The following is a 25,063-nucleotide window of genomic DNA, read 5'->3' on the forward strand; positions in this document are numbered from 1 at the left end:
GGTTGCCCGTGGAACCGCTCCGCGCGGCGAACGCTCGAGAAAGGGCCCTGCAGTGAGAGAGAAGGGCCGCAAGGCCATCGCGACCAATCGCAAGGCGCGGCACAACTACTCCATACTCGACGTCCTCGAGGCCGGAGTTGCCCTCGTCGGAACCGAGGTCAAGAGTCTGCGTGACGGCAAGGCCTCGCTGGTCGACGCCTTCGCGACCGTCGACGACGGTGAGATCTGGCTACGCGGACTGCACATCGCCGAATACACGCTCGGCAGCTGGACCAACCATGCGCCGCGGCGAAACCGCAAACTGCTCCTTCACCGTCGCGAGATCGACCGTCTGGCAAGCAAGGTCAAAGAGGGAAACCTGACGCTGGTGCCGTTGTCGATGTATTTCTCCGACGGCAAGGTCAAGGTCGAACTGGCGCTGGCCAAAGGCAAGCAGGATTACGACAAGAGACAGTCGCTGGCCAAGCGCACCGCCGAACGCGAGGTCACTCGTGAGCTGGGGCGTCGTGTGAAGGGAATGCGCTGACCGCTGTTCTGCTCGCTCTGGTAGCTGCCGTCGGTTATGGGGTGAGCGATTTCGTCGGCGGTGTCGCATCCCGCCGGGTCGCCGCCCTCCGGGTGGTCATCGTGTCCTACCCGCTGTCTCTGGTGATCGTTCTACTCGTCGCACCGTTCGTCGGCGGCACCATCGAGCTCCCGGCGATGCTGTGGGGTCTGGCCTCGGGTGTCGCAGGCGGCATTGCGGTGTGGTGGTTCTACCTGGCCCTCGCTGCTGGACCGATGGCCGTGGTCTCACCGGTCACTGCGGTGCTGGTCGCCGGAATCCCGGTGCTGGTGGGGCTGTCGATGGGCGAGCGTCCCGGCGTGATCGCGTTCGTCGGTATCGCCGTGGCCCTGGTGGCCGTGGTGTTGGTCAGCAAGGAATCCCCGGACGAGGTGACCGGCGAGGTGGCCGGTGGACGAGAGATGAAGTTCACCCGAACCGTGGCCTGGTTGACGGTCGGTTCGGGTGTGACGTTCGCTTTCGCGTTCATCTTTCTGCACCAGATCGGCGATGGCAGTGGGCTGTGGCCACTTGCGGCATCGCGCGCATCGGCGACCGCGGTGGTCTGGATCGTGGCCCTGGCCTCCGGTCACTTCGCACCTCCGCACGGCAGCGTGCTCAAACTTGCGGCCTTCGTCAGCGTGCTCGACGTCGTCGCCAACGCTGCGATGATCTACGCGTATCAGGGCGGTCTGCTGTCGCTGGTGAGTGTCATCGCGTCGCTGTATCCGGCGGCGACGGTACTGCTGGCGATGGTGATGCTCGGCGAGCGAGTCGGCACGTTGCAGAAAATCGGAATGGCATTGGCGCTCGGTGCGATCGCGATGATCGCGCTCTCTGGTTGAACCGCATCGCGCGGGGGTAATGACTCCGGTTATGACAGCCTTCGACTCTGCCTCCGACACCCCAGCGCCCGAGAAGTCGCCGCGCGTCCTCGTCACCGGTGCGACGGGATACCTGGGCGGACGACTGGCTCCGCGACTCCTCGAGGAGGGGTACACGGTCCGCGTGCTGGCGCGCACGCCCGCCAAGCTCGATACCGTGCCGTGGGCGGCCGACGTCGAGATCGTTCAGGGCGATCTGAGCGATCGAGAATCGTTGAAGGAAGCGCTCAGCGGAGTCGACATCATGTACTACCTGGTGCACTCGATGGGCACCGCTGGTCACTCGGATTTCGCCGACACCGAACGCGACAGCGCCGAGAACGTCGCAGCCGTAGCGGCGGAATGCGGCGTGGGGCGCATCGTCTACCTCGGCGGGCTGCATCCGCCGACCGGTGAGCTCTCGCCACACCTGAAGTCCCGAGCCGAGGTGGGACGCATTCTGATCGACTCGGGTGTGCCGACGATCGTGCTGCAGGCCGGCGTCGTGATCGGATCCGGCTCGGCGTCGTTCGAGATGATCCGGCACCTCACCAATCGGCTTCCGGTGATGACCACACCGCGGTGGGTACACAACCGCATCCAGCCCATCGCTGTGCGCGACGTGTTGCACTACCTGATCGGGGCGGCGAGTGCGCCGATCACCGAATCCAGGACCTTCGACATCGGTGGTCCCGATGTCATGCAGTACGGCGAGATGATGAACATCTACGCCGACGTCGCGGGTCTGCGGCAGCGTCGGATCATCGTGCTCCCGGTGTTGACTCCGCGACTGGCCGGCCACTGGATCGGGCTGGTGACTCCCATTCCACGCGGTTTGGCGATGCCGCTCATCGAATCACTGCAATACGACGCCGTCGGCCACGAGATGGATATCGACGCCGTCCTACCTCGTCCGGACGGCGGCTTGACCGGCTACCGAGATTCCGTGAGATTGGCGTTGCGCAAGATCGACGACGGTGAGGTGGAGACTCGGTGGACCGACGCCACCGGTACCGCGGCACCGTCGGATCCGCTGCCCTCGGATCCAACGTGGGCAGGCGAGGTCGTCTACACCGATACCCGGGTCGCCCGCAGCGCAGCGCGGTCGACCGCGATCAGGCCCGCACTCGAACGATTGGCCGACGCCGACGTTCTCACCGGCTGGCATCGCGACGTCACCGGGCCCGACGCATCCGCGTCGGGCACCGAGCACACCACTCGGCTCAAGTCCTCCACTCGACTTCCCGGCGAGGCCTGGCTCGACCTGACGGTCGGGGGAACCGCGAAGCAGCCGACGATCGAGCAGCGGTTGGTGTTCTTCCCTCGCGGACTGGCCGGTCGGGCGGTCTGGTATGCCTCGCTGCCGGCACGCCTGGTCCTGGCGCGTCGGATGCTGCGCACGGTCGTGCAGCGGGTGGACGAGGATGCCGCGCAGAACACGACGGATCGACGGGCCGGCAGTTAATGGGATGAATGTGCCCATGCGAGGCGTTACACTGAACAGCCCGGGCACGGTGTTCGGGAACATACGGGGCTGAACGGTTTCGACTTTGTATGTTGAGTCAGGGGAAGCGTGTCGGTGCAGGCGAGAGACCACCGTAAGCGTCATCGCAACCTTATAAGCGCCGATTCCAATCAGCGCGACTACGCACTCGCTGCCTAAGTAGCGACTGCGTGTCTGTCAGTCCGGGCTTGCCCTCGGTCCGGGTACTGGCATCAGCTAGAGGGCTCACCGATTCATCCGGCCGCGGGATGATGAGGAACATCAAACAGTGGCTGGGATCGTCATCCTGACTTGTTCGCGAGATCGGGAGATCCAAGTAGAGACATAGCGGACTGCACACGGAGAAGCCCTGGCAATGCAGCAGAGGACCCGGGTTCGATTCCCGGCAGCTCCACCGACGAAGACCGGGCCGAGAGACACACTCTCGGCCCGGTCTTCTCTCTGTGTCGGCCAGGTCACAATCGCCTCGTTTCGACTCATCCCACCCGAAGCGACCTCGGTGCCGAATAGTGGTCATGAGCAACGAGCCGATCCCAGTTCTGCGCACCGGCAGGCGGGTGTCCGATCCTGCGTTGGTCGTGTTGGTCCTAGGCGGAGGAAAAGACGCGAGCTGGGCCCGTAGTAGGCCCTGGCATCTGGCCGGGCTGAGGATGTGGCCGTTCACGTTCATGCTGCGACGAGCGGGACGTGACATCTCGGTGCAACAACTGCAGTACCGATACCGTGGCTGGAACGCCCCCGATCGAAGCCCTGTCGACGACGCCCGGTGGGCGCTCGATCGCATTCGCACCGAGCACCCCGACGTTCACGTGGTGGTCGTCGGCCATTCCATGGGTGGCCGCACCGCCGCTGCCCTGGTCGACGACCCTTCTATCGTGGGTGTTGTCGCCTTGGCCCCGTGGTGGCCGGAGGGGGCGGAGGCCGATGCGTTCGGACCGGGTAAGAAGCTGCTCGTGATGCACGGAACTGCCGACAGGTGGACCGATCCGCGAACCTCACTCCGGGCGACCGAACGTGCGCTGGAACGCGGGGCGACTGCTCGCTACCTCTCGGTGCCAGGTGGGCACTTCATGCTCCGCAATCCGCGGCTCTGGTCGCGGGCAGCGCGTGACTTCGTCCTCGGCATCGCCGACGAGTTCGAGCATCGCCAGGACTCCGCCGCCGCTGACTCTTCGGCCGAGTGCATGGGCGGTTCGGCATGAGCCGCCGTCGTGTCGCAGTGGTGGGGAGCGGTGTTGCCGGCCTGACGGCGGCGTACGCACTCTCGTCCACCTCGTCGGTGACGTTGTACGAGGCGGCCTCCCGCCTCGGCGGCCATGCGGACACCCACTACGTGGACGGCCCCGCCGGTCCGGTGGGCGTCGACACCGGGTTCATCGTGCACAACGACCGGACGTATCCGACGCTGCTTCGACTGTTCGACGAGCTCGAAGTGCCTACTCAGGATTCGGACATGAGCATGTCCGTGCGCTGCGACGGGTGCGGGCTCGAGTACTCGGGCGGACAAGGCATGCGCGGGATTCTCGCGCAACGCACGGCCGTGTTCAAGCCACGCTTCGTCTCGATGCTGCTCGACGTCAAGCGTTTTCATCGTGTGGCCACCGAACTGCTCGACAGTGACGATTCGGCTGATTCCGAGACGACGCTCGCGCAGTTTCTTGCAGATCATTCGTTCTCCGCGTACTTCGAGTCTCACTTCATGACTCCGTTGGTGTCCGCGGTGTGGTCGTGCGATCCGTCGACCGCCCTTGCGTACCCGGCCCGCTACCTGTTCACCTTCCTCCGCCACCACGGAATGCTCACCGTCACCGGGTCTCCCACGTGGCGCACCGTCACGGGTGGGTCCATCGAATACGTCCGCAGGGTTGTGGGGCACATCGACGAGGTATTGCTCGATACCCCGGTGCGCGCGGTCTACCGGTCCGAGGACTCCGTGCAGATCCGTGACGGTCACGACCGTCTGCGCACGTTCGACGCGGCCGTGATCGCGGTCCACCCCGGTGCCGCGCTGAAGATGCTCGCAGAACCGACGGCGCTCGAACACAGCATCCTGGGAGCGATGCCGTACTCGACCAATCACACTCAACTGCACACCGATTCGACGGTGCTGCCGCGCAATACGCGAGCACGGGCGTCGTGGAACTACCACCTCCCGTCCTGCGCAGCCAGGCCCGACCGGGTGCTGGTCAGCTACGACCTGACCAGGTTGCAGCGCCTGGGCGACACCGATCGCAGGATGCTGGTCACCCTCGGTGGGGCGGATCGCATCGACCCGAATGCGGTACTCGACGAGATGACCTACGAACACCCTCAGTACACCCCTGAATCGGTTGCAGCGCAGCGTCGACTTCCGGAACTGGATACCGACACAGTGGCTTTCGCCGGTGCCTACCATGGCTGGGGATTTCACGAGGACGGTGCGTTGTCGGGAGCGCGCGCCGCACAACGGGTGGGGGCCACGTGGCTCTGACATCCGCTCTGCCGACCACCCGCGCACACGGGGCGGCGTTGTATCGCACTCGGATCGACCACGTTCGACGCGCACCGATTCGAAACACGTTCTCGTACAAGAGTTACAGCTGGTTCGTCGACCTCGACGCACTCCCCGAATTGCCCCGGATGCTGCGACCGCTGGCCTCGTTCGACCCCCGTGACCACCTCGGTGACCCCGACGCCACCATTCGCCAGAACGTCGATGCGTTCCTGGCGGAGAACGGTATCGACCTCGGCGGCGGACGGATCACGATGTTGGCCAGCGCGCGGGTGTTCGGTCACACGTTCAACCCACTGAGTGTGTTCTGGTGCCACGATCGCGACGGAGAGCTCCGCTGCGTCGTCGCGGAGGTGCACAACACCTACGGCGAGCGATACCGATATCTGCTGCACACCGATCATCGCGGCGCGGCCCGCACGACCAAGGAGTTCTACGTCTCGCCGTTCAACGACGTCGACGGCGAATACTCCATGCTGCTACCCGAGCCGGACGCCGCGCTCCGGCTGTCGATCGTCCTCGAGCGGCCGGGTCAGCCTCCGTTCGTGGCAACCGTCGACGGCCGTCGACGCGAGGTGACGACGCGGTCGATTCTTCGTACAGCACTCGAGATCCCGTGTGCGCCGTTGCGAGTGGTGGTACAGATCCGCTGGCAGGGCATTCGGCTCTGGGCGCGGGGTCTGAAGATCGTGCAGAAACCTGCCCCACCCGGGGCATCGAAATTCCAGAAGGAAGGGGCCCACAGATGACAACTGTGTCGAAGGCCGATTCTGTGTCGAACCCGTACGGTGGTTCCGCTGCCGGTCCGCGCCCGTTGGTGGATCCGCGGGTCTGGCCTCAGATCGCCCATGTTCCCGGTGGTATGAAGGTTGCGGCCGCCGCGCCCGTCGCCAATTTCCTTTTCCGTCGTGCGGTCGCGGGATTGCAGGTCCGGGTTGCAATGCCCGACGGCGAGGTGATCGGTGCCGGGTCGGCCGACGCACCGTTGATGACCGTGTATCGGCCACACGACTTCGCCGCACGGGTCGGAGACAGTGGACTCATCGGATTCGGTGAGGCATACATGGCCGGAGACTGGGATGCCGAGGACCTCACGGCTGTACTCGAGGTCTTCGCTCGGCGAATGGCGTCGCTGATTCCGAAGTCCCTGCAGCGCCTCCGAGGGCTCTATGTCCCCAAACCTCCACGGAGCGAGCGGAATACGACCAAGAACACACGATCCAACATCTCGCGCCACTACGACTTGTCGAACGATCTCTTCGAACTCTTCCTCGACGAGACGATGACCTACTCCAGTGCGTTGTTCGCCGCATCGGGAAGCGGCGACGACAGTGAGGAGCTCGCCGACGCTCAGCGCCGAAAGATCGATCGGCTACTCGACCGGGCGGGCGTAGGCGAGGGAACCAGAGTTCTCGAGATCGGCACCGGATGGGGTGAACTGGCCATCCGTGCGGCAGCTCGTGGTGCGACGGTCCGGTCGGTCACCTTGTCGACCGAACAGCAGGAACTGGCGCGTAAGCGCTGCGCCGCTGCCGGTTACGGAGATCGAGTCCAGATCGATCTTCTCGACTACCGCTTGGTCGACGGCGAGTACGACGCGATCGTGTCGGTCGAGATGATCGAGGCCGTGGGGCATCAGTACTGGGCGACGTACTTCGAGACGATCGACGCACTGCTCGCGCCGGGTGGGCGGGTTGCCCTCCAGGCCATCACCATGCCGCACGACCGAATGCTGGCTACTCGAAACACGTACACCTGGGTACACAAGTACATATTTCCCGGCGGGTTCCTGCCGTCGGTGCGGGCCATCGAGGAGGTGACCGAGCAGCACACCTCGCTTCGGGTCCGCGAGCGTCTGTCCATGGGCGATCACTACGCGCGAACCCTCGCTCAGTGGGACAGGCGATTCGGTGAATACCGCAGCGAGGCCGAGGAGCTCGGTTTCGACGAGGTGTTCGCACGAATGTGGCACTTCTACCTGTGCTACTCGGAGGCCGGATTTCGATCCGGGTACCTCGATGTTCAGCAGATCGTGCTCGACCGAAGGGACAACCGATGACCACCTCGACACTTTCCGTGGACCGTACCGATCGCAGTGTCGGTGTCGCGCATCGGATTGCCGAGTTGATAGAACCCCTGGTGGGCGGTCCGCTTCCCGTTCGACTGCAGGCGTGGGACGGATCTGTTGCAGGAGATGCGTCGGCACCGCGAGTGCTGTTGCGGAGCCCGAGCGCCCTTCGTCGATTGCTCTGGAGCCCCGGTGAACTCGGCGCTGCGCAGGCCTACGTCACCGGGGAGCTGGACGTCGACGGCGATCTCTCCGCGGCCCTCGATCACGTCTGGGCTGTGGTGCGTGAGCGCCGACTCTCGGCGATACGACCGGGGCCGGCGTCGCTCCTGCGGTTGGCGAAACTGGCAAAGGATCTCGGAGTGTTCGGCCGCCCACTACCTCCGCCCGTGTCGCAGGCCTCGGTGAAGGGGCGGCTGCACTCGGTGCTTCGTGACCGTGCTGCGATCAGCCACCATTACGACCTGTCGAACGACTTCTACGAATTGGTGCTCGATTCGCACATGGCGTACTCGTCAGCGTACTGGACCTCGGATTCGCCGGACTACACCCTCGACGATGCCCAGCGCGACAAGCTCGACCTGGTCTGTCGAAAGATCGGGCTCGACAAGCGTGCAGGGAAACGCTTTCTCGACGTCGGCTGCGGCTGGGGGTCCCTGAGCCTGCATGCGGCTCAGGAGTACGGAGCCCAGGTTGTCGGAGTGACCATCTCGCGCGAACAGAAAGCCTTCATCGACAAGCGAATTGCCGACCGAGGACTGCAGGACAACGTCGAGATCCGAATTCAGGACTATCGCGAAATTCCGGACGGGCCCTTCGACGCGGTGGCGTCCATCGAGATGGGTGAGCATGTGGGGGAGGCCAATTACCCGACCTACGCCGCCGCACTGCACTCCAACGTCAAGCCGGGTGGGCGCGTGCTGATTCAGCAGATGTCGCGAAGAGAAGGTGACAACCCCGGCGGTGGAGCATTCATCGAATCGTTCATCGCGCCGGACATGTACATGCGCCCGGTCGGGCGGACCGTCGCGATGATCGAGGAGGCAGGACTCGAGGTTCGGGACGTCCACGCGCTTCGGGAGCATTACGTGCGGACCGTCGACGTCTGGACCGAGCGCTTCGAGGCGCGCTATGACGACGTGGTGGCAATGGTCGGGGAAGAGGTCGCCCGCGTGTGGCGGCTGTACCTGATCGGCGGCGGAATGGCGTTCCGGGACAACCGGATGGGCGTCGACCAGATTCTGGCGGTCCGGTCGGAGAACGGATCGTCCGAGATGGAACCGGTTCGACCGGTCTGGGTGTCCGCGCGGTGAACTGGTCCGACTTCCTGACCGTATCGCTTGCGAGCCTCGGCGGCACCGCTGTCCTGATGATCGTCACCGCCCTCATCGGTGCGCGTATCGGACGGCACAACGTCGTGGACGTGACGTGGGGCGGCGGCTTCGTTCTGATCGCGCTGATCTCGGCTGCGACCGGAACAGGTGAAGTATGGCGAAGATTGCTGCTGCTCCTGCTCGTCGGTGTGTGGGGACTTCGTCTCGCACTGCACGTCTTTCAGCGCTCACGCGGGCACGGTGAGGATCCGCGTTACACCGAACTGCTGTCCAAGGCCACCGGTAACGAAACCCTGTATGCCCTGCGCAAGATCTATCTGACGCAGGCGATTGCATTGTGGTTCGTGTCCCTGCCGGTGCAGGTGTCCGCTGTCGCACACGGATCGGTCGTACCCGTCGTCGTGCTCGGGGTACTGGTCTGGATGCTCGGATGGACGTTCGAGGCAGTGGGCGATGCGCAGTTGAAGGCCTTCAAGGCCGACGCGTCGAACAAGGGCAAGATCATGGATCGTGGTCTGTGGTCCTGGACGCGGCACCCCAACTACTTCGGAGACTCGGCGCTCTGGTGGGGACTGTTCCTGGTCTCGGCGTCGGCGTGGCCCGGAGTGTTCACGCTTCTGTCGCCCATCGCGATGACGTACTTCCTGGTGTTCGCCACCGGCGCGCGGTTGCTCGAGCGCAGCATGGAACAGCGTCCGGGGTATCGCGAATACCAGCAGCGAACCAGCTATTTCCTCCCACGGCCGCCGAAACGAGCCAGCAAGTAGCTCGTGGGTGGGGCAGCGGCGCTAGGGTTGGTCGAGGATTTCGGTTCGTCGATCAACGAGGAGGCGCATCGTGGCGCACGAGAGAGCTGGAACCACTGCACTGCCGGAGGATCTGGTGGATCTTTCGCAGCTCGTGACGGCGTACTACTCGCGAGTTCCGGACGTGTCGGAACCCAGTCAACAGGTGGTGTTCGGCACCTCAGGACATCGAGGGTCCAGTCTGGACTCGGCGTTCAACGAAGCGCACATCGTGGCGACGACGCAGGCGATCGTGGAGTACCGCGCTGCACAAGGCATCACCGGGCCGCTGTTCATCGGTCGGGACACCCACGCACTGTCCGAACCTGCGTGGACGACGGCGTTGGAAGTGTTGGCGGCCAACGGTGTCGACGTGCTGGTCGATTCGGGAGATCGGTACACGCCCACCCCCGCTGTCAGTCACGCAATTCTTCGGTACAACGAGTCGGGGCCGTCGGCACAGGCCGACGGCATCGTGGTGACTCCGTCGCACAATCCGCCGCGCGACGGCGGATTCAAATACAATCCTCCGCACGGCGGTCCGGCCGACAGTGATGCCACATCGGTCATTGCCGCTCGCGCCAACGAGCTTCTGCGCGATGGCATTTCGGGCATCAAGCGGGTGACTCTCGCACAGGCGTTCGCGGGGAGCGTCTCGCGCTACGACTTCCTCGGCACCTATGTGGACGACCTGCCGAACGTGCTCGATCTCGACGCGATCCGCGCGGGCGGAGTACGTATCGGAGCAGATCCGTTGGGCGGTGCGAGTGTCGACTACTGGGATGCCATCGCCGAGCGGCACAATCTGGACCTGACCGTGGTGAACCCGTTGGTGGACGGCACATTCCGCTTCATGACGCTCGATACCGACGGCAAGATCAGGATGGATTGCTCGTCGCCGAACGCGATGGCGTCGCTCATCGCTGCCCGCGATCGGTTCGACATCTCGACGGGCAACGATGCCGATTCCGACCGCCACGGCATCGTCACTCCCGACGGTGGCCTGATGAATCCCAATCACTTCCTCGCCGTCGCCATCGACTACCTGTTCACTCACCGACCCGATTGGTCACCCACGGCGGCAGTGGGCAAGACGTTGGTGAGCTCGTCGATGATCGACCGGGTCGTCGCAGGTCTCGGTCGTCGCCTGCTCGAGGTGCCGGTCGGATTCAAGTGGTTCGTTCCGGGTCTGCTCGCCGGTGAGCTCGGGTTCGGCGGCGAGGAAAGCGCCGGTGCGTCGTTCCTCCGACACAACGGCCGAGTCTGGACCACCGACAAGGACGGCATCGTGCTGGCGCTGCTGGCGTCCGAGATCACCGCAGTCACCGGATCCACGCCTTCGCAGCGCTACGGCGAGTTCACCGCGAAGTTCGGCAATCCGACGTATGCCCGCGTCGATGCACCTGCCACCCGCGAGCAGAAGGCCGTTCTCGCCAAGCTCTCGCCCGATCAGATCACCGCCACCGAGTTGGCCGGCGAACCGATCACGGCAACGCTGACCGAGGCTCCGGGCAACGGAGCTGCACTCGGTGGCCTGAAAGTGACGACGGAGAGCGCCTGGTTCGCTGCGCGCCCGTCCGGAACCGAGGACGTGTACAAGATCTACGCGGAGTCGTTCCAGGGCGAGGAGCATCTTGCCCGGGTTCAAGCCGCAGCACGTGAACTGGTGTCCTCCGCACTCGAGAGCTCGTGACCGACTCACCTCCACCCGATCACGACAGTTCGGCTCCCGAGCCGGCATTCCAACCCGGAGGCAAGCTCCCACCGGAGATCTGGGTACTGGTATCGGCGGCGTTTGTCATCGCGCTCGGATTCGGCATCGTCGCGCCTGCTCTGCCGCAGTTCGCCCGGGAATTCGGCGTCGGATACACGGCGGCGTCGGCGGTCATCAGTGCCTTCGCTCTCATGCGGTTGCTGTTCGCACCCGCCAGTGGTGCTCTGGTGCAGCGGCTCGGCGAGCGGCCCGTCTATCTGATCGGACTGTTGATCGTTGCGGTGTCCACCGGTGCGTGCGCTCTGGCTCAGACGTACTGGCAGCTGCTGGTGTTTCGCGGACTCGGCGGCATCGGCTCGACGATGTTCTCGGTGTCGGCACTGGGATTGCTGATCAGGATCAGTCCTCCGACCAGTCGTGGCCGTATCTCCGGCCTGTACGCGACCGCCTTTCTGCTGGGAACCATCGGCGGTCCTCTCGTCGGCGGCGCGCTCGTCGGATTCGGTCTGCGGGTGCCGTTCGTCATCTATGCCGTGGCTCTCGTGATCGCCGCGGCCGTCGTGTATTTCACCCTGGGTAATTCCGACCTCGTCAAGCCGGAGAAGGGCTCGGCACCGCCCACGATGTCGTTGCTCGCCGCGCTGCGGATCCCGTCGTATCAGGCTGCGTTGGCGTCGAATTTCGCCAACGGTTGGGCGGTGTTCGGTGTTCGGGTGGCCTTGGTGCCGTTGTTCGTCGTCGAGGCGATGCAGCGATCCGAGGTGTTCGTCGGTATCGCGCTGACCGTGTTCGCAGTGGGAAATGCCCTGGTTCTCACCAGTGCAGGTCGCCTGTCCGATGTGCGCGGACGCAAGCCCTTCATGGTGGGTGGGTTGGCGGTGTGCGGTCTGGGAACCGTTGTGATGGGGTACATCCACGATCCCGTGCTGTTTCTCGTGGTGTCGTTGATCGCCGGAATCGGATCGGGTCTGATGAGCCCAGCCCAGCAGGCCTCGGTTGCCGACGTGATCGGCTCGAAGGCGCGCGGAGGGCCCGTGCTGGCTGCGTTCCAGATGGCGTCCGATGTCGGCGCGGTCATCGGCCCGATCGTGGCCGGGATGATCGTCGAACAGGTCTCGTTCGGTCCGGCTTTCGCCGTGACGGGAGCGCTGCTTCTCCTGGCAGGGCTCTGGTGGTCGCGAGTTCCGGACACGCTCGGGCGCGAGCGCACCTGACGGACGCAACCGTAGTATTCGCTGTGTGAGCCAGAAGAAGATATCGAGTACGAAACACACACCCGAGGCAACCTCCAACACGATGACCTACGTATTGGGCGGCATCGCATTCGTCGTAGTGGTGATCGTCATCGTAGTGGCGATCATGTGGCAGAGCGGAAGCGACGCTCCACGCAACGATGGCTACGGAACAGTCGAGAATCCGGCAGTCGAATTGTCGCTGCCGGGTGACGGGGTGGTGCAGCTGTCTCGTCCGGAAGCGCAGCGGGTCATCGATGTCTTCGAGGATCCGATGTGCCCGTTCTGCGGCGACCTCGAAGTGAAACACGGCCAGGAGTTGGCTCAGAAAATCGACGACGGTGTCGTCTCGGTGAATTACCACCTGGTCAATTTCCTGGATCCACAGTCGGCGTCGGGTGACTATTCGACGCGTGCCGTCGCGGCGTCGCACTGCGTGGCAGCGACAGAGAACGCGCGGGTCTACTCCGCATTTCACGCCGGGTTGTTCGACCCGGAATTTCAGCCCGAAGAAGGCAGTGACTCCGACCGAACCGATGCCGAACTCGGGGAACTCGCCCGATCCGTAGGAGCGAGCGATCTGGCAACGGACTGCATCGCCAGCGGTGCGCAGCGCGACGCTGCAGTGGCGGATGCGAACACCGGACGGGACGCGCTGGCGGCGTCGGGTGCCCGCGGAACACCAGGGGTCCTCGTGGACGGTCAGGTTGTCGATGCGCTCGGTGACTCGGAATGGCTTGCGTCGATCAACTGATCTCGGGGCGAGGGTGCGGCCGGACGTCGAGGATTCGGTACCGGTCGCACCAGGTGATTTGTTGCTGCTGCGACCGATGGTGTAACTTCGTTCGAGCAACCGCATGAGCGGGAGCACGCAGTAACTCGGGGCTATGGCGCAGCTGGTAGCGCACCACACTGGCAGTGTGGGGGTCAGGGGTTCGAGTCCCCTTAGCTCCACCGAGAGACAAGCTCCACCGAGAAAGTCAATGAAAAAGCGTCGCCCTCGGGCGACGCTTTTTTCGTGTTTCGGTGTCACCGACCGCCGAGTCGGCATCCGTGCGTCGTGCCCGGAGCCGATTCGGCTGTCGACGGTTCAGTGTGCTGCGTCGAATGCCTGCTCGACCTCGGCGGGGATTCTGCCTCGCGCCGAGATATTGTGGCCGTTCGCCTTGGCCCATTCTCTGATGGCTTTGGTCTGATTGGCGTCGCGCTTGGCACCGGTTGCGGGGGTGCTCGACTTCTTCGTTCGCTTTCCACCGACCTTGGTGGAGTGCTCGATGTAATAGTCGAGCTTGCGGTGAAATTCCTTCGCGTTCTTGTCGCTCAGGTCGATTTCGTAGCTGACTCCGTTGACCGAATAGGTTATGTGTTCGCCACCGGATTCGATCGGTTTTTCGTCGATGTCATCGACTAGTTGCACATAGACTTTTCTGGCCATGCTGAAGCTCTCCAATGATGCAGGGGATGATGCGGGGGATGTCCAGATCGAACTGATGCGACTATACGGCTGAACAATGTGTTTATCCATGCGGGTCGGGGGATTGTTACTCGATTCGCAGAATTCCCACTTCAATCACCTCGTCCCTTCGAGGAAACCGACGAGGTGATTGTGAGAAGCATTCTCTCGGCGGTCCTGTTCATCGTTATCAGTGAGAAAGACGAACTGTCCGGTTTGAATGCGTAGTGCCATCCTCGGGTCGGTTCGAGTTCGATCGAACAATGCTCTGACGGTGCCGCTCCGAATCGGTGTACTTCGGCAACGAATCGGTCACGAAACGCAATCGTTTCACTAACGAAAGATCACTCGATACGCGTCGTCGGCGATATCTGCTTCACTAGAGGCGCAAGTGTCTGTTGTGACGTGTGGTGTCCCATAATGCGGTGACCCGTTCGGATCAGCGGAGTCCGAGGGGCCGAGAGGGGAGTTGCGCAGCGAGTTCCACCGTTGCGCCAGACGACATGAAATCTGCACCGATGACCAGGTCGGCTTTGACGGCGCTGATGTGCGCCGGCATTCTCGGTGCCGGAGTGCTCGTGTCTGCGCCGGCCATCGCCGCACCGTCCAGCACGGCACCCGCTGCAGGTACGGAATTGTCCGGGAAGACGGTGTTCCTCGATCCGGGCCACCAGGGCACCGCACATTCGGAGAATCTGCAGCGGCAGGTGAACGACGGGCGGGGCGGCACCAAGGATTGCCAGACCACCGGCATGACCACCCTGGACGGCGTGCCCGAGCACACGATCAACTGGAAAGTCAGCGAGCTCGTCCGATCTAGCTTGGAGAGTCTGGGTGCGACGGTGAAGACGAGTCGAGCCGACGACACCGGATGGGGCGGATGCGTCGACGACAGGGCGCGGGCCGCCAGCGAGTCCGGGGCCGACGTGGCCGTCAGTATCCATGCGGACTCCACGAGTACGATGACCGATGCAGACAAGCACGGGTTCCATCTGATCGTGCCCACGCTGCCGATTCCGAGCGCGGCTGCCGATGCTGCCCAGTCCGAGGGGGGACGTTCGGCATCGACGGTGATGCGGGACTCCTACGTGCGCGCCGGCTTCGAGCCTGCCAACTACGCAGGGGTCGAGAACGGGATACAGGAGCGATCCGATATCGCCGGGCCCGCACTGACCACGGTTCCCCTCGTGTTCGTCGAAATGGGCAACGGATCCAACCCCGACGACGCAGCTGTCCTCGAGAGCTCGGACGGACAGCTGAAGCATGCGATCGCCATCTCGACGGGGATCATCGACTACCTCCTCGGGGCCGAAACCCCCTCCACCCCAGCGGACGCCGCCACCACGACTGCGGCTACCCCCGCCGCGGCAGCGACCACCGGTGCCGCCGCGCCCGTAACGACGGCACCCAGCGGCGCAGGCCCAGCGGCCGACGGGCGTAGCGCGTTGTCGAGGTTGCTCGAGAGTGTGTCCCCGTACGTGAATTCGTTCGGCGTCGACGGCCTGGAAGGACTCGCGACCCCGGACAACGTCAGCAGTGTGTCGACGTTCGCACAAGGCCTGCTGAAGCAGATTCTCGCCGACCGGTAGTCTCGGACGCCGTGGCGCGTCGACGAATTCCGGTGGTGATAGTTGCGGGCTTCCTCGGCGCAGGCAAGACCACTCTCCTGAACCATCTGCTGCGCAACGATTCCGGCATCCGAATAGGGGTCGTGGTCAACGACTTCGGGTCGATCAACATAGACTCGATGCTCGTGGCCGGCCAGGTCGATTCGATGGTCTCTCTCGGTAACGGCTGTATCTGTTGCGCAGTCGACATCAGCGATATGGACGCGATGTTCGACGCCCTCGCGCACCGTCGGTCCGCCATCGACGTGATTGTGGTGGAGGCCAGTGGCCTGGCCGAACCCCGCAATCTCATCAGAATGGTCCGGGGTAGCCAGAACGAATTCATCGTCTACGGCGGACTCGTCGGGGTCGTCGACGCGGTGGAGTTTCAGCAGACCCGCGTGCGGCATCCCGAGATCGACCAGCACCTGCAATTGGCCGACCTGGTGGTGCTGAACAAGTCCGATGCGGTGACCGAGTCCGAACGCTCCGCGGTGGTGTCGACGGTGCAGTCCGTCGTAGGAGATGTGCCCGTCGTACCCGTGGCCTTCGGTCGCGTCGACCCGCTGCTGCTGTTCGATCGGCGCGACGATCACTCGGTGGATTCGGCAATGGCGGTGCAGCTGTCGTTCGACGAACTACTCCGGGAGAACCACGATCACGACCACGATCATGATCATCACCTGCACGCGCAGTACTCACACACCGAATTCGTCACGACGGTTCCCGTCGAACCGCGTCGATTGATCGAGTTCCTGGAGAATCCTTCCGGGAACCTTTACCGCATCAAGGGATTCGTACACTTCGGCATTGCCGGTTACACGCAGAAGTTCGTCGTGCACACGGTAGGCCGACACATCCGATTCGAGGCTGCGTCGTGGGCCCGGGGTGAGCCCGAGCAGACCTCACTGGTGTTGATCGGTACCGAACTCGATGCACCGGCGGTCGAGCAGCGGTTGCGTGCCTGTGTGCGGGGACCGGACGACGCCGACGACGCCTCCGCCATGCTTCCGGTCCATCGCTATCTCGAGACCGGTTAGGTCCTCAGAGCCCGACCCACTCGGTACGTCCGCCCTCGAATCCCTGACGCTTCCAGATCGGGACCTCGGCCTTGATGCGCTCGACGAGTCGGGCACAGGCCTCGAACGCTTCGGCGCGATGAGCCGAGCCGACGGCCGCGACGAGTGCGAGGTCGCCGACCCGTAGATCGCCGACGCGATGCACTGCGGCCACCGCCAATCCGGTCTCTGCCGATACCTCCGAGCAGCAGCGGCTCAAGAAGCGTTCCGCGTCGGGATGTGCGCGGTATTCCAGAGTCTCCACCGCATGTCCGCCGTCGTGATCGCGCACGATCCCGCTGAACAGTACGACGGCACCGTGACGCGAATCCTGCACCGCTGCCTCTACTTCGGCAGTGCTCAAGGGTTCGTTCGAGATACGGGCGACGAGCTCACTCATCGTGGGGGCCTCCTCCGGCGATCTGGGCCAGCACATGGTCGAGGAGCGGGTCGAGAACGGAGAGTCCGTCCTTCACGCCACCCGGCGAGCCCGGCAGGTTGACTACGAGCGTGCGTCCGATCAGACCCGAGACACCGCGGCTGAGCACCGCATGAGGCGTCGCAGATGTTCCGCGGGTTCGGATCGCATCGGCGATCCCCGGCATGTCGATGTCGAGGAGCGCTGCCGTCGCCTCGGGGGTTGCATCGGTGGGCGATACACCGGTGCCGCCCGTGCTGACGATCAGCGACGGTTCGCCGCGAAGGGCGTCCTGCAACCCCGCAGCGATGTCGGCATCGGCGTACACCAGCGGGCCACGCACGGTGAAGCCTCGACCGGTCAACCAGGACGCGATGGTGGGGCCGGTGGTGTCGGGTCGAGTTCCGTTCGCGCCGCCGGTCGAGGCCACCAGAACCACTGCGGACCGTGAGGACTCGAATACCGATGCAGCCGCAGCCTCGGGGGAGTCCTCTGCGTCGTCCCGTTGCCAATGTCCGTGCTTGCCGCCGTCTTTGGTGAGCAACCGGACACCGTTCATGGTGGCACCGGGATCGACGGCTTTGACCATGTCGTGCAGGGTCAGGCCGGCGACGGCGACCGCGGTCAGTGCTTCCATCTCCACCCCGGTACGTCCGGTGGTGCGGGCGGTTGCCTCGACCGTGATGGACGACTCGGTGAATCCGAACGAGATCTTCACCGAGGAGAGGGCGAGCTGATGACACAGCGGAATCAGCTCCGACGTCCGCTTCGCGGCCGAGATGCCGGCGATGCGGGCGGTGGCGAGAACGTCGGCTTTGGGCATGTCGTCCGCGCGCACGAGCGCTATGACCTCGGCAGTGGTGACGAACTCACCGGCGGCGACCGCCGTGCGCGAGGTTTCCTTCTTGTGCGCCACATCGACCATGCGGGCGCGGCCCTGATCGTCGAGATGAGACAGCTGGGGTTGCTGGGCGTCGGTGGTCACAGCGGCCACACCTCCACGTCGGATCCTGCAGCGAGTTCGGTTGTCTCGGAATCGATGTCGATCAACACATCGGCCCATGCCAGTGCGGCGACCAGGTGCGAGCCGGGGCCGGCGACGAGCTCCACCCGACCGTCGTCGCGCAATCGGCCACGGAGTAGCTGTCTTCTACCGGGCGGTGACACGATCGGTTCGTGTAGGGCCGCGGTGGTCGAGAGCACCGGAGGCAAACCGGCCGCTCGCCGAACGATGTTGCGCGCGAACATGATGTACGAGACGACCGTACTGACGGGATTGCCGGGAAAGCTGAGCACGGGAACACCGTCGAACATCGTGATGCCCTGCGGTCCGCCCGGCTGCATACGAACCGATCCGAAGGTGCCGCCGAGCGGACGGAGTACGTCCTTGACCACCTCGAAGTCGCCCATCGATACTCCACCGGACGTGATGATCAGCTCGGCCGATTCCGCTGCTGCGTCGAGGATCTCGCGAAACCGGCTCGGCTCGTCGGAGCTGCGCGCGACGGAGACCACCTCGGCGCCGCTGGCGCGAAGGTGTGCGGCGAGGGTGATGCCGTTCGAGTCGTAGATCTGACCGGGCGTCAGCGTCGACCCGGCGTCGACCAGTTCGGCGCCGGTGGTCACGACGGCCACGCGAGGACGCGAACGCACGTCGAGTTCGCCGAAGCCGACGGCAGCGAGAACGGAGATGTGTCGGGGTTCCAGAACTCGGCCCGACTCGACCAGGACTGTTCCGACGCGTACGTCGCTACCCTGTTCGCGCACGAATTCACCTGCTGCGCGGCTTCTTTCGATCGTCACGGAACCGGCCGCCGGTACCGAGGTGTCTTCGACGGGGACGATAGCGTCCGCTCCGTCCGGAATGGGGGCACCGGTCATGATCTTGGCGGCGCTGCCCGAGGCGAGAACTGCCGATTCCGTCGGGCCTGCGGCGATGATCGTCGAGACCGGAAGCGTCACCGGGGTCGTCGCCACGGATCGAGAATCCACGGCATAGCCGTCCATCTGCGAGTTGCGGAACAGAGGCAGATCGACCGGCGATCGCACGTCCTCGAACGAGACGCGTCCCAGCGCGTCGTCGAGAGGAACTCGCTGAGCTGTTCTCGTGGCCAGCGCCGCGAGCAGAGTCTCGACCACGGCGGCATGTTCCTCGACCGATACAGCGGTCACTGTGCGGATCCAGTGATCGCGTGCGTGTGCTCAACCGTCATGGGTGCCAATCCTAAGCACGCCGATCGGTCCACTCGGTGTGGGCTGCGGCATACTGGGTAGACACACAGACGACAGACGTGATTTTCGACGGAGACGAGGTACGAGGTGACGGTGGACAGTGTCACCTCGCTGGGCATTCCCGGGTTCGGCACCACCACGAGTGCGGTGGCAGGCAGTGTGAACTCCGTGTCCGATCGGCCGGACGTGCCGCACCTGATCGATCGTTTCGGCCGGGTGGCCCGCGACCTGCGTATCTCGATCACCGAGAAGTGCTCGCTGCGCTGCACCTACTGCATGCCCGAGGAGGGCCTTCCGGCGATCCCTGCGGCGGCGTTGCTGACACCAGCCGAGATTGCGCGAGTGGTCTCGGTGTCGGTTCGTCTGCTGGGCATTCGGGACGTGCGCTTCACGGGAGGCGAGCCGCTGATGCGCCGCGATCTCGACGAGATTCTGCGGTTGAGCGCCGATGTCGCGGAGGGTGTGCCGTTGTCGATGACCACCAATGCGGTCGGTCTCGAGCACCGGGCACAGTCCTTGGCCGACGCCGGGTTGACCCGAGTGAACGTCTCGTTGGATTCCGTCGACCGCGAAGATTTCGCGCGCTTGACCCGACGAGACCGGCTGCCGTCCGTGCTTGCCGGAATCAGGGCAGCGCAGCGAGCCGGGATCGGGCCGGTCAAGGTCAACGCGGTTCTGATGCGCGACACACTCTCCGGTGCCGTCGATCTGCTGCGCTGGTGTCTCGACGAGGGCGTGGCTCTGCGCTTCATCGAGCAGATGCCGCTCGATGCCGATCACGAGTGGGCCCGCGCGAACATGATCGACGCCCAGACCTTGATAGACGAACTGTCGACCGCATTCGATCTGAAGTCCGTTGGCCGGGCCGATCCATCGGCCCCGGCCGAGGAATGGAGCGTCGACGGTACCGACGCCACCGTCGGCATCATCGCGTCGGTGACGCGCTCGTTCTGCGGTGATTGCGACCGCACCAGGGTCACTGCAGAAGGGACGATTCGGTCCTGTCTGTTCAGCGACGACGAGACCGACCTGCGGGCAGCTCTGCGCGGCGGTGCCACCGACGACGAGCTGGCAGCGGTGTGGCGCGGGGCGATGTGGAACAAGTGGGCGGGTCACGGCATCGACGCCGACGGCTTCGAACCTCCCACCCGCAGCATGGGAGCTATCGGTGGGTGAGACCCAGGTGGAGGTGCGGTACTTCGCTGCAGCGGTCGACGCGTCGCACTGCGAGTCCGAGTACCTGACCGTGCCGATCGGGGCCACCCTCGCAGATCTGCGAGAGCTGATCCTGTCCCGGCACGGCGCGCCGATGCAGCCGATTCTCACGGTGTCGGCGTACCTGGTGGGAGAGGATCTCACCCGCGATCCAGGGCGCGTGATCGGCGGCAGGGTCGATGTGCTGCCGCCCTTCGCCGGCGGCTGAGCACACCCGGTTCGCCGCGCCGCCGACCTGTGGCTGCCCGATTCAGCTGCTTCTCTTCCACCAATCGTCGAACGGTGTCACCGGCACCGTGCGCTTGTGCCGAGTTGCGAGGAACATCTTCTCCAGCTTGTCTGCGATCTCCTCGGTGACGTCCCTGCCCTCCAGGTAGTCGTCGATCTGTTCGTACGTCACGCCGAGCGCTTCCTCGTCGGGTAGCGCAGGGCGATCGTCTTCGAGATCTGCGGTGGGAACCTTGCGCCACGTGCTCTCGGGGGCCCCCAGTTCGCGCAGCAGCGCAGCACCCTGACGCTTGCTCAAGCCGGTCAGCGGAGTCAGATCGACCCCGCCGTCACCGAACTTGGTGAAGAAGCCGGTGATCGCCTCGGCGGCGTGATCGGTGCCCACGACGACGTAGCCGAGTTCGCCGGCGAGGGCGTACTGCGCGACCATGCGTTGGCGAGCCTTGATGTTGCCGCGGACGAAATCTCGGATTTCGGCACTTCCCAGCGCGTCCGCCGTCGCGGCCGCTGCGGCGTCGGCAGCGTCCTTGATGTTCACCGTCACCGTGCGGTCGGGATCGATGAATTTCAGCGCGATCGATGCGTCGTCCTCGTCGGCCTGCACGCCGTAGGGGAGGCGAACGGCGACGAACTCGGCCTCGTGTCCGTCGGCTCGGAGCTCCGTTGCTGCCTGTTGGGCGAGCTTGCCGGTGAGCGTGCTGTCCTGACCGCCACTGATGCCGAGTACGAATCCCGAGGCCGGAGTCGACGCCAGGTAGTCCTTGAGGAAGTCCACTCGCCTGCGGACCTCCGTGATCGGATCGATGGTCGACTGCACGGCCAGCTCGCGCATGATCCCCGAGCGCAATTCCGAGTTGATGTGTCCCATCGGGCCATCCTAATGACGAGTGCCGGAATGTGATCTCGCGCCGTGCGTAGTGTCGGTGGTCGTGAGTGGATCCTCCGATACCTTCGTCAAGCGAAACCCCCAGGCGCACCCCGACTTCTATGCCGCCGAGGCCACCGGGCTTCGGTGGCTCGGCGAGGCAGCGGCCCCGGTTGTCGGAGTCCTCGGGCATGGTCGGACGTACATCGAACTCGAGCGTCTGGTCGCGGCCCGTCCGACGGTCGCCGCAGCCGAAAGATTCGGGCGCGCGCTGGCCGCGATGCATTCCGCCGGAGCCGCCGGCTTCGGTGCGCCACCGGTCGGCTCCGACGGCGTCGCTTTCTCGGGTCAGCTGTTCATCGGGTCCCGGCCCATGAGCAGTACGGTGCACCGGTCGTGGGGAGCGTTCTACGCGGCCGAACGAGTGTTGCCGTTTCTCCGAATCGCGGTCGACGCCGGCACCGTGACACAGGGCGAGGCGGAGATCGTCGAATCGGCGTGCGGACGCATCGCGGACGGCGACTTCGACGACGCGGAGCCGCCGAGCCGTATTCACGGCGATCTCTGGAACGGCAACGTGTTCTGGACCGACGCGGGAGTGGTGCTCATCGACCCGGCAGCGCACGGTGGGCACCGCGAGACCGATCTGGCGATGCTGGCGCTGTTCGGTTGCCCCCACCTCGACGTCGTCGTCGACGGCTACGAGACGGCGCAGCCGTTGCGATCCGGGTGGCGCGAGCGCACGGCTCTGCATCAGCTGCATCCGCTCGCCGTTCATGCGGCCGGTCACGGCCGCTCGTACGGCACCGGGTTGCACTCGGCGGCCACGGCCGTCGTCAGGCTGTGAGCGCAGGATCTACCGAGTGCGAGTTGCCCCGATGGCTATCGGACTAGAGTTGCCCTGCGTACCAAGTCTTCCCAGCCGTCGGCCAGGCGATCCATCGGCATCCCCAGATCTCGGTACTGGTGGAGTACCAGGGTGGCTTCGAGTGGTGTGAGCAGCCAGTACGCCAGCAATTCGAGATCCCCGTCCACGTCGGCTGCGCGGAGCAGCGACAGGACGTGGGTGAAGTTGACCATGTGCGCCGGGGCGGAATATCGCGCGTCGTCCGCGCTCTCCGCGGCGCGCAGTACTTCCCCCTGCACGTTGACGAACTCCAGTCGAGCTCGGCCGAAGGCGACGAGACGATCGATCGGGTCGGCTCCTGGGCCCAGCGGCGGGTCGCCGAACATGAACGAGTGCTGCAGCTTCTTCTCGGTGTGGTCGAGTAGCGCGCGCATCAGCCCGGCCCGGTTCCCGAAGCGACGGAACACTGTGCCCTTGCCCACTCCGGCCTTGGTGGCCACTGCGTCCATGGTGATGGCATCGGCTCCGACGGTCGCCACCAGATCCGTTGCGGCGTCGAGGAGCAACCGACGGTTGCGCGCTGCGTCGCACCGTTCGGATTCCTCGCCCGCTATGGGCAGCATCGGACCGGTCACAGCCGAAGCCTACCTTGCCGGGAACATAAATGGACCACGGTCCGTTTGGATGGTAGGAATTGACACGACGATCACGTCATCCGAACTTGCGAAGGAATAACCTCATGTCAGACGCTCATGTACTCGTTCTCGTCGGAAGCTTGCGCGCCGAGTCGGTGAACAAGCGGATCGCCGAGACTGCTGTCACCGTGGCTCCGGCCGGTGCCGAGGTAGTGGTGTACGACGGACTCGGAGATGTCCCCTTCTACAACGAGGACATCGACGTCGAGGGATCGGTGCCCGCGGCCGCGCTCGCTCTGCGGGCCGCTGCCGAAAAAGCCTCGGCGTTGTTGCTGGTCACGCCTGAATACAACGGCACCATCCCGGCCGTACTGAAGAACGCCATCGACTGGCTCTCGCGCCCGTACGGTGCGGGTGCCATGGTGGGCAAGCCGGTCGTCGTCATCAGCGCGTCGCCCAGTGGCAACGGGGCCAAGTGGGCAAACGAGGACACCAGCAAGGCCGTGCGCATCGCAGGCGGAACCGTCCTCGAGGATGTTCAGCTCTTCATCGGCGGCACCTTCGACAAGTTCGGTTCGGCCCACCCGCGTGAGAACGCCGAGGTTTCCGGCGAGATCGGCCACGTCGTCGCCGAGCTGGTGAAGGCCGCCGACGAACTCGTGAGTGCATGACCCTGTCTCGGTTATGGGAATCGTTTTCATGTAGGCTGGTCGCATGAAGGTGAGAAACTCAGTGAAATCGCTCAAGAACAAGCCCGGCGCGCAGGTGGTTCGACGCCGCGGCACGGTGTTCGTTATCAACAAGAAGGAACCGCGGTTCAAGGTGCGCCAGCGCTGACGACTGCGTGATCGCCGACGAAGGACCCTCGGAGAGATTCGAGGGTCCTTCGTCGTGTCGGGGGAGGGTCGGCGTACGTCGGCACACGTCACCGTCTCGGCCGAGTTTCGTTGTGATGGACAACACGCATTCGGTGTGACGTGCGACACGCCGATGCGGCTCGATATTTGCGGTCCGATAAAGCCGTGACCAGCGAATACCAAGCATGTTGTTCGCAACATCTCGTGTTGTAGGCAGATGTCGGACACTAGGTGTAGTGTTTGAGCGACCGAGAGGCCACAACTCGAAGAACGTGCACAAACGGGTTCGAGCAGGTCGAAGTCGCCCTGAGCGGGAGATGTTCTCGGTGCCACACGCAGAGCACATCGGTCGCGTCGGTGCACCCGATGGCGACAACGGAAAGAGGGACACCATGAGCATCACCGTTTACACCAAGCCCGCCTGCGTTCAGTGCAATGCCACCTACCGCGCCCTCGACAAAGCCGGCATCGAGTACTCCGTCATCGACATCTCGCAGGATCCCGAAGCACGTGACTACGTCATGGCCCTCGGTTACCTGCAGGCTCCGGTAGTCGTCGCGGGCGACGATCACTGGTCCGGCTTCCGTCCGGACCGCATCAAGACCCTCGCAGCGAACGCTGCTTGAACAGAACGAGAAAGTGAGTGAGCGGTGAGTTCGCAACCGCAGTCCTCCCACTCACTGGTCTATTTCTCCAGCGCGTCCGAGAACACCCATCGCTTCGTCTCGAAGCTGGACATTCCCGCGACTCGAATCCCTCTGCGTGATCCGGACGGCACCTTTCGTGTCGACACTCCCTACGTTCTCATCGTGCCGACGTACGGGGGAGGGACCACGTACTCCGGGCGCGACACCAACTACGTCCCCAAGCGAGTGATCAAGTTTCTCAACGACGAGCACAATCGTTCGTTGATCCGAGCTGTCATCGCTGCCGGAAACACGAACTTCGGTGACTCGTTCTGCTTTGCAGGAGATGTCATTTCGCAGAAGTGCGCAGTTCCGTATCTGTACCGATTCGAATTGATGGGCACCCCCGAGGACGTAGTGCGGGTCCGCGAGGGACTGGAGGACTTCTGGGAACGTGAAGTCCGACGCGCCGCCCACACGCACTAGA

At 64.4% G+C, this 25,063-nt stretch carries 27 protein-coding genes, 1 tRNA gene and 1 other RNA gene; 23 read left to right on the forward strand and 6 right to left on the reverse strand.

What is annotated here, in order from left to right; all coding sequences use genetic code 11:
• Positions 1-52: 52 nt before the first annotated feature.
• The 14 genes from smpB (at position 53) to R4P57_RS02860 (ending at position 13,489) form a co-directional block, all read left to right on the forward strand.
• Positions 53-526 (forward strand): SsrA-binding protein SmpB, encoded by a 474-nt coding sequence (gene smpB, locus R4P57_RS02795; protein WP_032397704.1) that lies wholly within the window; start codon positions 53-55, stop codon positions 524-526.
• Positions 527-534: 8 nt separating this feature from the next.
• Positions 535-1,389, forward strand: coding sequence for a DMT family transporter (locus R4P57_RS02800; RefSeq protein WP_317801676.1), 855 nt, complete (start codon positions 535-537; stop codon positions 1,387-1,389).
• Positions 1,390-1,420: 31 nt separating this feature from the next.
• On the forward strand, positions 1,421-2,872 hold the full coding sequence (locus tag R4P57_RS02805) for an SDR family NAD(P)-dependent oxidoreductase (RefSeq protein WP_317801372.1): 1,452 nt from the start codon (positions 1,421-1,423) through the stop codon (positions 2,870-2,872).
• A 65-nt stretch (positions 2,873-2,937) separates the two neighbouring features.
• Positions 2,938-3,308: a transfer-messenger RNA gene (gene ssrA / locus R4P57_RS02810) on the forward strand.
• A 118-nt stretch (positions 3,309-3,426) separates the two neighbouring features.
• Positions 3,427-4,113 (forward strand): alpha/beta hydrolase family protein, encoded by a 687-nt coding sequence (locus tag R4P57_RS02815; protein WP_317801373.1) that lies wholly within the window; start codon positions 3,427-3,429, stop codon positions 4,111-4,113.
• A complete protein-coding gene (locus R4P57_RS02820; RefSeq protein WP_317801374.1) occupies positions 4,110-5,381 on the forward strand; it encodes an NAD(P)/FAD-dependent oxidoreductase in 1,272 nt (423 codons plus the stop codon). The genes R4P57_RS02815 and R4P57_RS02820 overlap by 4 nt, the downstream gene beginning before the upstream one ends.
• Positions 5,372-6,151 carry a DUF1365 domain-containing protein gene (locus R4P57_RS02825; RefSeq protein ID WP_317801375.1) on the forward strand — a complete coding sequence of 260 codons (780 nt, stop codon included), beginning with the start codon at positions 5,372-5,374 and terminating at the stop codon, positions 6,149-6,151. The genes R4P57_RS02820 and R4P57_RS02825 overlap by 10 nt, the downstream gene beginning before the upstream one ends.
• Positions 6,148-7,461: a cyclopropane-fatty-acyl-phospholipid synthase family protein gene (locus R4P57_RS02830; protein WP_317801376.1), complete on the forward strand. Its 1,314-nt coding sequence runs from the start codon at positions 6,148-6,150 to the stop codon at positions 7,459-7,461. Before R4P57_RS02825 ends, R4P57_RS02830 begins: the two co-directional genes overlap by 4 nt.
• Complete coding sequence (locus R4P57_RS02835) at positions 7,458-8,783, forward strand: cyclopropane-fatty-acyl-phospholipid synthase family protein (RefSeq protein WP_317801377.1); 1,326 nt, start codon at positions 7,458-7,460, stop codon at positions 8,781-8,783. The genes R4P57_RS02830 and R4P57_RS02835 overlap by 4 nt, the downstream gene beginning before the upstream one ends.
• Before the next feature lie 56 nt (positions 8,784-8,839).
• Positions 8,840-9,571, forward strand: a complete 732-nt coding sequence (locus tag R4P57_RS02840; RefSeq protein ID WP_411742294.1) for a DUF1295 domain-containing protein — start codon at positions 8,840-8,842, stop codon at positions 9,569-9,571.
• 70 nt (positions 9,572-9,641) lie between these two features.
• Complete coding sequence (gene pgm, locus R4P57_RS02845) at positions 9,642-11,282, forward strand: phosphoglucomutase (alpha-D-glucose-1,6-bisphosphate-dependent) (protein WP_317801378.1); 1,641 nt, start codon at positions 9,642-9,644, stop codon at positions 11,280-11,282.
• 77 nt (positions 11,283-11,359) lie between these two features.
• Positions 11,360-12,517, forward strand: coding sequence for an MFS transporter (locus R4P57_RS02850; RefSeq protein ID WP_317801678.1), 1,158 nt, complete (start codon positions 11,360-11,362; stop codon positions 12,515-12,517).
• A gap of 25 nt (positions 12,518-12,542) precedes the next feature.
• A complete protein-coding gene (locus tag R4P57_RS02855; protein WP_317801379.1) occupies positions 12,543-13,289 on the forward strand; it encodes a DsbA family protein in 747 nt (248 codons plus the stop codon).
• A 127-nt stretch (positions 13,290-13,416) separates the two neighbouring features.
• A tRNA-Ala gene (locus R4P57_RS02860) sits at positions 13,417-13,489 on the forward strand.
• A 136-nt stretch (positions 13,490-13,625) separates the two neighbouring features.
• Here the strand turns inward: R4P57_RS02860 and R4P57_RS02865 are convergent.
• The gene (locus R4P57_RS02865; RefSeq protein WP_037190211.1) at positions 13,626-13,970 is read right to left on the reverse strand and encodes a histone-like nucleoid-structuring protein Lsr2; all 345 of its coding nucleotides are present in this window, start codon (positions 13,968-13,970) and stop codon (positions 13,626-13,628) included.
• A 536-nt stretch (positions 13,971-14,506) separates the two neighbouring features.
• On the opposite strand from R4P57_RS02865, the gene R4P57_RS02870 reads away from it, so the two are divergent.
• Complete coding sequence (locus tag R4P57_RS02870; protein WP_317801380.1) at positions 14,507-15,577, forward strand: N-acetylmuramoyl-L-alanine amidase; 1,071 nt, start codon at positions 14,507-14,509, stop codon at positions 15,575-15,577.
• Positions 15,578-15,588: 11 nt separating this feature from the next.
• Positions 15,589-16,635 (forward strand): GTP-binding protein, encoded by a 1,047-nt coding sequence (locus R4P57_RS02875; RefSeq protein ID WP_317801381.1) that lies wholly within the window; start codon positions 15,589-15,591, stop codon positions 16,633-16,635.
• Between the two features lie 4 nt (positions 16,636-16,639).
• Here R4P57_RS02875 and R4P57_RS02880 read toward each other — a convergent pair whose 3' ends face one another.
• From R4P57_RS02880 to glp, 3 genes are read right to left on the reverse strand one after another with little or no spacing between them, the layout of a single operon-like run.
• Complete coding sequence (locus R4P57_RS02880; RefSeq protein WP_068045866.1) at positions 16,640-17,053, reverse strand: molybdenum cofactor biosynthesis protein MoaE; 414 nt, start codon at positions 17,051-17,053, stop codon at positions 16,640-16,642.
• Entirely contained in the window at positions 17,046-17,996 is a 951-nt protein-coding gene (gene moaCB / locus R4P57_RS02885; protein ID WP_411742295.1) for a bifunctional molybdenum cofactor biosynthesis protein MoaC/MoaB, read from the reverse strand. Before moaCB ends, R4P57_RS02880 begins: the two co-directional genes overlap by 8 nt.
• 56 nt (positions 17,997-18,052) lie before the next feature.
• Entirely contained in the window at positions 18,053-19,243 is a 1,191-nt protein-coding gene (gene glp, locus R4P57_RS02890; protein ID WP_317801383.1) for a gephyrin-like molybdotransferase Glp, read from the reverse strand.
• Positions 19,244-19,390: 147 nt separating this feature from the next.
• Between glp and moaA the strand changes: the two genes are divergently transcribed.
• On the forward strand, positions 19,391-20,479 hold the full coding sequence (gene moaA / locus R4P57_RS02895; RefSeq protein WP_411742272.1) for a GTP 3',8-cyclase MoaA: 1,089 nt from the start codon (positions 19,391-19,393) through the stop codon (positions 20,477-20,479).
• Positions 20,472-20,726, forward strand: coding sequence for a MoaD/ThiS family protein (locus R4P57_RS02900; RefSeq protein WP_317801384.1), 255 nt, complete (start codon positions 20,472-20,474; stop codon positions 20,724-20,726). Before moaA ends, R4P57_RS02900 begins: the two co-directional genes overlap by 8 nt.
• A gap of 42 nt (positions 20,727-20,768) precedes the next feature.
• Here the strand turns inward: R4P57_RS02900 and nadE are convergent, their stop codons facing one another.
• Positions 20,769-21,614 carry an ammonia-dependent NAD(+) synthetase gene (gene nadE, locus R4P57_RS02905; protein WP_317801385.1) on the reverse strand — a complete coding sequence of 282 codons (846 nt, stop codon included), beginning with the start codon at positions 21,612-21,614 and terminating at the stop codon, positions 20,769-20,771.
• 55 nt (positions 21,615-21,669) lie between these two features.
• On the opposite strand from nadE, the gene R4P57_RS02910 reads away from it, so the two are divergent.
• A complete protein-coding gene (locus R4P57_RS02910; protein WP_317801386.1) occupies positions 21,670-22,458 on the forward strand; it encodes a fructosamine kinase family protein in 789 nt (262 codons plus the stop codon).
• 35 nt (positions 22,459-22,493) lie between these two features.
• Here the strand turns inward: R4P57_RS02910 and R4P57_RS02915 are convergent, their stop codons facing one another.
• Complete coding sequence (locus R4P57_RS02915; RefSeq protein ID WP_317801387.1) at positions 22,494-23,093, reverse strand: TetR/AcrR family transcriptional regulator; 600 nt, start codon at positions 23,091-23,093, stop codon at positions 22,494-22,496.
• Positions 23,094-23,197: 104 nt separating this feature from the next.
• Between R4P57_RS02915 and R4P57_RS02920 the strand changes: the two genes are divergently transcribed.
• The 4 genes from R4P57_RS02920 (at position 23,198) to nrdI (ending at position 25,062) form a co-directional block, all read left to right on the forward strand.
• Positions 23,198-23,764, forward strand: a complete 567-nt coding sequence (locus R4P57_RS02920) for an NAD(P)H-dependent oxidoreductase (RefSeq protein WP_317801388.1) — start codon at positions 23,198-23,200, stop codon at positions 23,762-23,764.
• 43 nt (positions 23,765-23,807) lie between these two features.
• Positions 23,808-23,930, forward strand: a complete 123-nt coding sequence (gene ykgO, locus R4P57_RS02925; RefSeq protein WP_317801389.1) for a type B 50S ribosomal protein L36 — start codon at positions 23,808-23,810, stop codon at positions 23,928-23,930.
• A gap of 412 nt (positions 23,931-24,342) precedes the next feature.
• The gene (locus R4P57_RS02930; RefSeq protein ID WP_032398330.1) at positions 24,343-24,576 is read left to right on the forward strand and encodes a redoxin NrdH; all 234 of its coding nucleotides are present in this window, start codon (positions 24,343-24,345) and stop codon (positions 24,574-24,576) included.
• A 24-nt stretch (positions 24,577-24,600) separates the two neighbouring features.
• The gene (nrdI, locus tag R4P57_RS02935; RefSeq protein WP_317801390.1) at positions 24,601-25,062 is read left to right on the forward strand and encodes a class Ib ribonucleoside-diphosphate reductase assembly flavoprotein NrdI; all 462 of its coding nucleotides are present in this window, start codon (positions 24,601-24,603) and stop codon (positions 25,060-25,062) included.
• The last annotated feature ends 1 nt before the right edge of the window (position 25,063 follow it).

It is taken from the genome of Rhodococcus sp. IEGM 1330, from assembly GCF_033142445.1.
Classification (GTDB): domain Bacteria; phylum Actinomycetota; class Actinomycetes; order Mycobacteriales; family Mycobacteriaceae; genus Rhodococcoides.

What these genes read in the sequence shown, in the direction of transcription:
- moaCB (WP_411742295.1), bottom strand. Translation starts at nt 17,996, where the DNA reads ATGGTCGATGTGGCGCACAAGAAGGAAACCTCGCGCACGGCGGTCGCC.
- R4P57_RS02830 (WP_317801376.1), top strand. Translation starts at nt 6,148, where the DNA reads ATGACAACTGTGTCGAAGGCCGATTCTGTGTCGAACCCGTACGGTGGT.
- R4P57_RS02805 (WP_317801372.1), top strand. Translation starts at nt 1,421, where the DNA reads ATGACAGCCTTCGACTCTGCCTCCGACACCCCAGCGCCCGAGAAGTCG.
- R4P57_RS02930 (WP_032398330.1), top strand. Translation starts at nt 24,343, where the DNA reads ATGAGCATCACCGTTTACACCAAGCCCGCCTGCGTTCAGTGCAATGCC.
- R4P57_RS02865 (WP_037190211.1), bottom strand. Translation starts at nt 13,970, where the DNA reads ATGGCCAGAAAAGTCTATGTGCAACTAGTCGATGACATCGACGAAAAA.
- R4P57_RS02870 (WP_317801380.1), top strand. Translation starts at nt 14,507, where the DNA reads ATGACCAGGTCGGCTTTGACGGCGCTGATGTGCGCCGGCATTCTCGGT.
- R4P57_RS02835 (WP_317801377.1), top strand. Translation starts at nt 7,458, where the DNA reads ATGACCACCTCGACACTTTCCGTGGACCGTACCGATCGCAGTGTCGGT.
- R4P57_RS02920 (WP_317801388.1), top strand. Translation starts at nt 23,198, where the DNA reads ATGTCAGACGCTCATGTACTCGTTCTCGTCGGAAGCTTGCGCGCCGAG.
- nadE (WP_317801385.1), bottom strand. Translation starts at nt 21,614, where the DNA reads ATGGGACACATCAACTCGGAATTGCGCTCGGGGATCATGCGCGAGCTG.
- R4P57_RS02840 (WP_411742294.1), top strand. Translation starts at nt 8,840, where the DNA reads ATGATCGTCACCGCCCTCATCGGTGCGCGTATCGGACGGCACAACGTC.
- R4P57_RS02820 (WP_317801374.1), top strand. Translation starts at nt 4,110, where the DNA reads ATGAGCCGCCGTCGTGTCGCAGTGGTGGGGAGCGGTGTTGCCGGCCTG.
- ykgO (WP_317801389.1), top strand. Translation starts at nt 23,808, where the DNA reads ATGAAGGTGAGAAACTCAGTGAAATCGCTCAAGAACAAGCCCGGCGCG.
- R4P57_RS02880 (WP_068045866.1), bottom strand. Translation starts at nt 17,053, where the DNA reads ATGAGTGAGCTCGTCGCCCGTATCTCGAACGAACCCTTGAGCACTGCC.
- R4P57_RS02815 (WP_317801373.1), top strand. Translation starts at nt 3,427, where the DNA reads ATGAGCAACGAGCCGATCCCAGTTCTGCGCACCGGCAGGCGGGTGTCC.